This window comes from Streptomyces sp. NPDC059455, assembly GCF_042750115.1.
In the GTDB taxonomy this organism is placed as follows: Bacteria; Actinomycetota; Actinomycetes; order Streptomycetales; family Streptomycetaceae; genus Streptomyces; species Streptomyces endocoffeicus.
On record NZ_JBHYVB010000226.1, the window covers coordinates 8,601 to 17,473 of the forward strand.

An 8,873-nucleotide genomic window follows, 5' to 3' on the forward strand; every position below is an offset into this window, starting at 1 on the left:
GCTGACCCCGCCTCTCTGTTCAACAAGCCCCACAATTGTTACGCCCCCCCCCCCGCGCCCCCCCTGGGCGGCGCGCGGCCCCCCCGCGCGGGCCCCCCAACCCGCTGACCGTCACCCGGCTGCTGCGCGAGCTGCGGGCCAAGGGCGTGGCGCCCGACGAGACCGGCATCCGCGAGATCGCCGAAGTCGGGAGTTACGTGGTCGCCCTGTCCGTGCGCGCCCTCTTCGACGCCCGGCCCGGCTGGGTCCGGGACGTGGCCACCGCCATCGCGGTGCTCGGCGAGGAGGACGCGGAGCACATCGGCGCGCTGGCCGGAGTGCCCGCCGCCCGCGTCGCGGAGGCCGTGGAGCAGCTGCGCGAGGCCGATGTGATGGCACCTGACCGGGCGGACCTGGCCCATGACGTGGTGCGCTCCGCGGTGCTGGAGGCCGCCGGGGCGGAGCGGCTGGCCGAGTTGCGCGCCAGGGCGGCCCTGCTGCTGAGCGACGCCGGACGGCCCGCCGAGGAGGTCGCCAACCAGGTGCTGCTGGTGCCCGGCACCCCCCAGCCGTGGATGGGCTGGGTGCTCCGGGAGGCCGCCGCCCAGGCCGAGCACCGCGGTGCCCCGGAGGCCGCCGCCCGCTATCTCTACCGGGTCCTGGAGGCGGAGCCGGACAGCCTGTCGGCGCATGTCCCGCTCGCCAAGGCGCTCGCGGAGATCAACCCCGCCGAGGCCATCCGCCTGCTCAAGCGGGCGCTCGCGCTGGCCACCGACATCCGCACCAAGGCGCCCATCGCCGTGCAGTTCGGCCTCACCTGCCTCACCGTCCAGCAGTCACCGGCCGCCGTACGGGTGCTCAGCGAGGTGCTCGACGAGCTCGAGGCCGAGCTGGGGCCCGACCCCGATCCGCGCGACCGCGAGCTGCGCACCCTCGTCCAATCGACGCTGCTGATCAGCGGATCCGACGAGAAGGCCACGATCCACACGGTCCGGGAGCGCTTCACGCGGATTCCCGAACCCGCCGGGGACACCCCCGCCCAGCGCCAGATGCTCGCCATGATGACGGTCCTGTCCGCGATGGAGGGCCGCTCGGTGCGGCGGGCGGTGGGGCAGGCCCGCCGCGCGCTGAGCTCCCCGGACCGGCTCGACAACTGGTCGCTGCTCTTCTCGGCGTTCACCCTCGGCCTGGCCGACGAGATCGAGGAGGCGATGGAGACCCTGGAGCACGCGCTGCGCCACGGCCAGGACAACGCCGCGGTCTGGTCGTATGTGATCACCCTGTCCTACCGCGCCCAGCTGCTGCACGGTGTCGGCGCCATCCCCGACGCCCTCGCCGACGCCCAGACCGCCGTCGAGATCATCAGCGAGGAGCGCTGGAGCGCCAATGTGACCATGCCGCAGACCGCGCTCGCGACGATCCTGATCGACCGGGGCGAACCGGAGCGGGCCGAGGAGCTGCTGGCCGCCGTCACCCGGCCGAACCTGGACGGGTTCGTCATGGAGTACCACTCGTATCTCATGGCCCGCGCCCGGGCCCGCTGGGCGCTCGGCGACAGCGCCACCGCGCTGCGGCTGCTGCTCGACTGCGGCGCCTCCCTGGAGGAGTCCGGCTTCGCCAACCCGGTGTTCCTGCCCTGGTGGACCGAGGCGGCCTGTCTGCTCGCGGCGGAGAAGCGGGCGGACGAGGCGCGGGACCTGGTCGAGCACGGCACCGAGCTGGCCCGCCGCTGGAGCACCCCGCGCGCCTTCGGGCTCGCCGCCCTCGCCCGCGGGGTGACCACTCCCGGCGAGGAGGGTATCGCCCAACTCACCGAGGCGGTCGAGCACTTCTCCGGGTCGCCCGCCCGCTCCGAGTACGCCCGGGCCGAGTTCCTGCTCGGCGGGGCGCTGCTGGACGCGGGGCGGCCGCGCGAGGCCAGGGAGCGGCTGCGCTCGGCCGTCGACCTCGCGCAGGGCTGCGGCGCGCTCGCGCTCGCCAGGGACGCCCGCAGCCGGCTGGTGGCCGCGGGCGGCCGGATGCGCGAGATCACCGCCTCACCGGTCGACCTGCTCACCGGCACCGAGCGCAAGGTGGCCCAGATGGCCTCGCGCGGGGCGGGCAACCGTGAGATCGCCGAGTCGCTTTTCGTCACCGTACGCACCGTGGAGACCCATCTCACCAGCGTCTACCGGAAGCTGAGTGTCGGGCAGCGCGGGGAGCTCGCCTCGGTGCTGAACTCCCCGAGCCTTCCCGATCCACAGGCCCCCGCGTGGGTCTTCGCCTCACGCGGCCGACGCTGACGCGCGCACGGCGGTTCGGTGACAGGTTCACGCCCCAGCCCAGGCATATAGTCACACTATGCAGCTCAACGGGCTCCCGTTCCCCGGCCGTGAACGAGAGCAGGCCATGCTTGCCCAGACCGTCGCCGATCTCGGCCGGGGCCGTTCCTCGGTGGTGACACTGATCGGCAGGCCCGGTTACGGACAGAACCGCCTGCTGAACCTCGCCGCCCGGCTGGCCGAGGACCAGGGCTTCCGCGTGCTGCGCGCCAAGGCGACCCCCGGCGAGCGGCAAGTGCGCTACGGCGCGGTGGGACAGCTGCTCGCCCCGATGGACGGACTCACCGAGGGCTCGATGAAGGCCCTGACCGGACGGGGGCCCGAGAGCCGCTTACCGGGACTGACCGAGTTGCTGCGGACCGCCCGGGAGCGGCCCACACTGCTGGCCGTCGACGATGTGGAATGGCTGGACCCGGCCTCGCTGCGCTGGTTCGGGGCGCTGATACGGCGGCTGCCCGACGCCCTGATCGTGCTGCTGGTGAGCGGCACCGGCCGGCTCCGCCCCGGCGCGTGCCCGCTGTCCACCGCGCCGCAGCAGGTGATCACCCTCGAATGCGAACTGGCCCCGCTCGCCCCGCGCGACGTGGCCGCCACGGTCGCGCTGATCTGCGGCCGCCCCGGCGACAACGCCTTCATCTCCGCGGCCCTGGAGGCGAGCGCGGGCAACCCCGAGGTGCTGTCCGAGGCACTGCGCCGCTTCACCAAACACGGCTACGCGCCGGTCGCCGGGCGGGTGCCGGAACTGTCCACCATCAGCGATGCCGTGGGCGGTGAACACACTGTCCGGGTGCTCGGAGGGCTGTCCGACACGGCCGTCGCGCTCGTCCGCGCGCTCGCCGTCTGCGGCGATCTGCTGGATCTGCCCCTGCTGTACGCGCTCGCCGGCCCCGGCGCCGCGAGCGAGCCCGGACTGCCCGAAGCGCTCCAGGAGAGCGGGCTCGCCATCGCCTCCGGGACCGGGCTCCGGCTGAGCCGGCCCGAGGCGCGCAGCTGGATCCTCGCCGAGATGCCCGGCGACGAGCGGGCCGAACTCCACGCCCGCGCCGCCGAGTTGGCCTACCGGGCGGCCGTGGCCGACGAGGACATCGCCCGGCTGCTGCTCGCCGCCCGCCCGGTCGACGAGCCCTGGGTGATCCCCGTGCTGCGCCGCACCTGCGCCGCCGCACTGCGCGCGGGCCGGACCGCCCAGGCGATCGCCTGTCTGTCCCGGGCGCTGGAGGAGCCGCTGGACCCACCGCCACGCGCCCAGCTGGGCCTCGAACTCGCCGCCATCGAAGTGCTCGCCGCCCCCGAGGCCGCGGGCCGCCGGCTGGCGGAGATCATCCGCACCGGGGACGGCGGGCCCGGCCGGATCCGGGCGCGCGCCGCCGACCTCGGACTCTCCCGCGGTGACGACAAGGCGCTGCGCCGCGCGATCCTCGACGTGCTGCCCTCGACCGACGGCGAGGAACGGGGGGCGCTGGCCGGGCTGTTCTGGCTCACCGAATCCGACGGGCAGGACGACACCGATCTGGTCCCGGACGGAATCCCGCCGCTGCCCGACGACCCCACCTGCCCGGTGCAGGCCGCGGCGCGCGCCTGGCGGCTGGCCCTGCGCGGGGCGGACCTGCCCACCGCCCGGGCGCTGGCCCATCGGGTCTTCACCCTGGACGGCGGCGCGGGCGCCCTGATCCTGCCCCGGCTCGCCGCCGCCCGGACCCTGCTGCTGACCGACGACCTGGACGAGGCCGAGGTCCGGCTGGACGTCCTCCACACCGACCTGCGCCGGCGGCACGCCCGCGCGGCCGCCGCCCAGGCCCTGGCCGTCCGCGGCGAGCTGAACCTGCGGCGCGGCCGGCTCGACATGGCCGAACGGGACGTGGCCGCCGCCGAGCGGTCGCTGCCCCGCTCCCTCTGGCACCGCTACACCGTCCCGTATCTGCTGGCCGTCCGGATCCTCATCGCCCTGGAGAACGGCGACCTCGGCCAGGCCGGTGTGCTCGCGGCCGCCTCCGCCCCCGCCGAGTCGCGCGAGGGCGCCTCCTGGGGCTATCTGCTCTTCGCCCGGGCACTGGTGGCCGTCAAGGACGACCGGCTGCCCGAGGCGGTGGAGCTGTTCCGGGCCACCGGCAGATGGCAGTTGGGCCGTGGGCGGATCAACCCCGCCCTGATGCCGTGGCGTTCGATGGCCGCCCGGGTCCACGACGTCCTCGGCGACCACGAGGAGGCACGGCGGCTCGCCGACGAGGAGCTCGCGCTGGCCCGGTTGTGGGGCGCCCCCAACACGCTCGGCTGGGCCCAGCTGGGCGCCGGGCGGGTGGCCCGCGAGGGGCGGGTCGAGCGGCTCCGCGAGGCGGTGGGCACCCTGCGCGGCACCCCGGCCCGGCTCGCCTACGCGGGGGCCCTGATGGAGCTGGCCACGGCCGAACTCGACACCGGGAACCCGAGCGCCGCGGCCCCCCTGGTGGCCGAGCTGTTCACCTTCGTCATCGCCCACCGGCCCTCCAGCAAGCTGCTCGCGAAGGTGCGCGAGCTGTCCGAGCGGACGGGGCCCTCCGCCGTCCGCGGACGCGTCCCGCATCCGGCGTGGGCGACACTGACCGAGCCCGAGCAGCGCACCGCCTCCCTCGTCGGACTCGGCCATGGCAACCGGGAGATAGCCGAGACCCTCTCCGTAAGCAGACGCACCGTGGAGCTCAGACTCAGCGGTGCGTACCGAAAGCTGGGGATCGGCGGTCGCGCGGAGCTGATCGCGTTACTGCGGGCGGCGCAGGGAGGCGGAATCGATGTTGCTTGAACGGGAGGCCGAGCTGGCGCAGGTCGCGGAGGCCCTGCGGGCCGCGGCGGCGGGGGACTCGTCACTGCTGTTGCTCACCGGCCCCCTGGGGACCGGCCGGACCGCGCTGCTGCACCAGCTGCCGATGCTCGCCGAGGGCGAGAAGATCAGGGTCCTGCGCGCCAACGCCGCGCCGATGGAGCAGGACTTCGACTTCGGCGTGGTCCGCCAGCTCTTCGACAGCCTGCTCACCGGCGCCCCGGAAGAGCTCCGCGGGCAGCGCATCGAGGGAGAGGTCGACCTCTGCCGGACGGTCTTCTCCGACGACGCCCCGCCGCTCGACGAGAACGGGTCCGCGACCATCCCCGAGGAGGCGCTGTACGGCCTGCGCTCGGTGCTGGCCACCGCCAGTGCCGAGCGCCCGCTGCTCATCCTCGTGGACGATCTGCAGTGGGTCGACACCCCCTCGCTGCGCTGGCTCGCCTTCCTCGTCAAGCGGCTGCACGCGCTGCGCGCCGTACTCGTCTGCGCGCTGCGGGACGGCTACCGGCGCCCCGGGGACCCACTGCTGCGCGAGATCGTCGAGGCGGCGCGGCAGGTGCTGCGCCCCGCGCCGCTGTCGCTGGGCGCCACCAAGGAAGTGATCCTCGAGCAGTTCGGCGTGCCGGGGGACGAGGGGTTCGCCCGTGCCTGCCACGAGAGCTCCGGGGGCAACCCGCTGTTCCTGAAGTCGGTGCTGGCGGACTTGGCCATGCGCGGCCACCGGCCCACTGCCGAGCATGCCGAGACGGCCCGCTCCCTGCGCCCCGCCCAGCTGCGGGAGCGGCTGGCCAGCTCCCTGCGCGCCCAGCCCCGGCCCCCTCGCGACCTGGCCGCCGCCATCGCGGTCCTCGGCGACCAGGCCGACCCGGACCTCCTGGGGCGGCTGGCCGGGCTGGACCCGATCGGCTTCCTGGCCGCACTGCGCGACCTCCACCAGCTGGGGCTGATCGTGGCCGAGCAGGAGCCGCGCTTCCTCCACCGGGTGGTGCAGGACGCGGTCGAGTCCTCGATGACGGTGGCCGATCGGGAGCGGCTGCACGACGCCGCGGCGGCCCTGATGTACCACAACGGACGCCCCGCCGAACTCGTCGCCGCCCAGCTCCTGGCCGTCACCAGCTCCGACCACCCCTGGGCGGTGGAGGTGCTGCGGGCCGCGGCGGACACCGCGCTGCGCCGCGGCGCGCCCCGCACCGCCGCCCGCTATCTGCGCCGCGCCCTCCTGGACGGCTCGCTGACCGGGGAGGGCCGGGCCCGGCTGCTGATCGATCTGGCCACCGCGGAGCGCGGCTTCGACCCGGCCGCCTGCGAACGCCACATCTCCCAGGCGATCCCCCTGCTGACCACGCCCAGGCTCCGGGCCGCCGCGGCCCTGCGGATCTCGCCCACCATCGTGGGCCTGGGGCCCCCGTCGGTCATCGATCTGCTGCACCAGGTCGCCGAGGACCTGGGGCCCGCCGCCTCGCTGGAGGGCACGGCGCGCGATGTGGCGCTGCGGCTCGAGGCGCGGCTGCGGCACGCCGGACACGAGGACCCGGCGGAGCTGGCCGCGGCGGTCGAGCGGCTGTCCGTGCTGGGGGAGGAGCCGCCGCTGATCACCTCCGCCGAGCGCGAGCTGACGGCGGTGCTGCTCAACGCGGCGGTGCTCACCGCCCGATGGCCCGCGGCCGAGGTCTCCCGGCTGGCCAACCGCATCCTGGAGCGCGAACCGGCCACCTCCGATCAGGTCCACACCCCGCTGCCGCTGGTGGTGATCGGGCTGGTGGCCGCCGATTCGGTACGGGGGATCAGCTCCTGGCTGGCCATGGAGCAGCAGACGCGGCGGCAGGGCGGCACGGTCGTGGACGCGCTCGTCAACGTCCAGCAGGCCATGGTGCTCAGCGCCCGCGGCCGCGTCGCCCAGGCACGTGAGTACGCCGAGCGCGCCGTGCGGCTGGCCGAGGTGCACTGGCAGGAGGCCGGGGTCGTCTCCACTCTCGCCCTCACCCGCGTCGCCCTGGACCTCCAGGACTCCGCGCTGATCGAGCGGATTCTGGACGGCCCCGGCCGGCGCCGCTCATCGAGCCTGGCCCTGACCGCGGCGCTGCAGTTCGTCAAGGCGGCGCAGGACGCCGAGCAGGGCCGCTGGACCAGCGCCCTGGAAACCCTCCTGGCCAGCGGCCGGCAGCTGGAGGCGTCGGGCTGGCGCAACCCCGTGCTCTTCTCCTGGCGACCCTGGGCGGCCGACCTCCACCGGCGGGTCGGCGACCCCCACGCGGCCGGGGCGCTGGCCGACGAGGAGTTGCTGCGGGCGACGGAATGGGGCGCCCCCGTGGCGCTCGGCCGCGCGCTGCGGGTGAAGGGCCGGCTGACCGACGGTGACCAGGGGGTGCGGCTGCTGCGCGAGTCGGTCGACGTACTGCGTGCCTCGGCCAATGAACTCGAACTCGCCCGCACGCTCGTGCTGCTGGGCAAGCGGCTGAGGCCGGGCGGCGGCGAGGCGGCGGCGGTACTCCGGGAGGCCGCGGCCCTGGCCTCGGCGTGCGGGGTGCCACGGCTGGTCGACCGGATCCGCGCGGCGGACGGCAGCGGTGCGGCGGCCGCCCCGCCGGAGACGACCCTCACCCGTACCGAACGCACCGTGACCTCTCTCGTCGGACGCGGTCTGACCAACCAGGAGGTCGCGGCCGAGCTGGGAGTGAGCTCCCGCGCCATCGAGAAGCATCTGACGAGTTCCTATCGCAAGCTGGGCGTCTCCGGGCGGCGCGAGCTCATCGAGCTGCTGCCTCGCATGCATTCGTGAACGGAGCGTTAACGGCGATAATTGGACGCTGTTTGACGAGGATTCGTGAACCGACCGTACCGGCCCACCGAAGGGGTGGGGTGCGGACCGAACCTTCGGGGCACCCCACCACGGGATTGGGTGGCCACACCCCTGTTGACGTTGACTTCCGTACCCGTAGATCCCTAGTCTCAATTCTGAAACGAACATTCGGAATTGAATATTGGTATTCAATTCCGAATACTGAGAATTAGGAAGGGATGGCAGTCCCTTGGCATTGCCTTTACTAGCGGATTCGGCTCGGCCAACCCCCCACGAGCTTGGACACGAGCAGACCGAGTACACGGATCTATTGCGCCAGTTCGATCAGCCAGGGGCGTGTGTCGTCTGTCTCGACCCGTCGCTCATCGTCCAGCAGGCGAACCGGGAATTCTTCCGGCAGTTCGACGACGCCGCCTCGGACGTGTGCGGCCGTGACTTCTGTGACCTTGTCCACCCCAGCGTCCGGCAGGCGCTGAAGCGGCAGTTCACCCGGCTCCTCGACGGCTCCCGCCACCGGTTCACCACCCATGTGGTGGCCATCGGGGCCGAGGGGGCCGCCTTCACCAGCGGGCTCACCGCCGTGGCGGTGCGCGAGGGCACCGCCCATGTGGCCTCGATCCTCGTGGTGATGCGTCCCACGGCGGGTGGCGAGGAGGTGGACATGGTCACCAACCGTAAGAAGCTCCTCACCGAGACCGAGGCGCGCATCCTGGAGGGCATCGCTGCCGGGCTCTCCACCATCCCCCTGGCCTCCCGGCTCTACCTCAGCCGGCAGGGTGTCGAGTACCACGTGACTCGGCTGCTGCGGAAGCTGCGGGTGCCCAACCGCGCGGCCCTCGTCTCCCGCGCCTACTCCATCGGCGTGCTCAACGTCGGCTGCTGGCCACCGAAGGTCGTCGACGACTTCGTCAAATGACCCCCGCGCCGCGGAGGTCCGCGAACGCGCCACGGCCGGCCCGGATTCGATCCGGGCCTG

The 8,873-nt window shown here is 73.9% G+C and carries 4 protein-coding genes; all 4 read left to right on the plus strand.

The annotated features are described in order from the left end of the window. Nucleotides 1-35: 35 nt before the first annotated feature. Nucleotides 36-2,261, plus strand: a complete 2,226-nt coding sequence (locus tag ACFXB5_RS45535; RefSeq protein WP_385219832.1) for a LuxR C-terminal-related transcriptional regulator — start codon at nucleotides 36-38, stop codon at nucleotides 2,259-2,261. Nucleotides 2,262-2,319: 58 nt separating this feature from the next. Beyond that, complete coding sequence (locus tag ACFXB5_RS45540) at nucleotides 2,320-5,076, plus strand: AAA family ATPase (protein WP_385219834.1); 2,757 nt, start codon at nucleotides 2,320-2,322, stop codon at nucleotides 5,074-5,076. After that, nucleotides 5,066-7,876 (plus strand): AAA family ATPase, encoded by a 2,811-nt coding sequence (locus ACFXB5_RS45545; RefSeq protein ID WP_385219835.1) that lies wholly within the window; start codon nucleotides 5,066-5,068, stop codon nucleotides 7,874-7,876. Before ACFXB5_RS45540 ends, ACFXB5_RS45545 begins: the two co-directional genes overlap by 11 nt. A 331-nt stretch (nucleotides 7,877-8,207) precedes the next feature. Continuing rightward, nucleotides 8,208-8,813, plus strand: a complete 606-nt coding sequence (locus ACFXB5_RS45550; RefSeq protein WP_385219837.1) for a LuxR C-terminal-related transcriptional regulator — start codon at nucleotides 8,208-8,210, stop codon at nucleotides 8,811-8,813. Nucleotides 8,814-8,873: the final 60 nt, after the last annotated feature.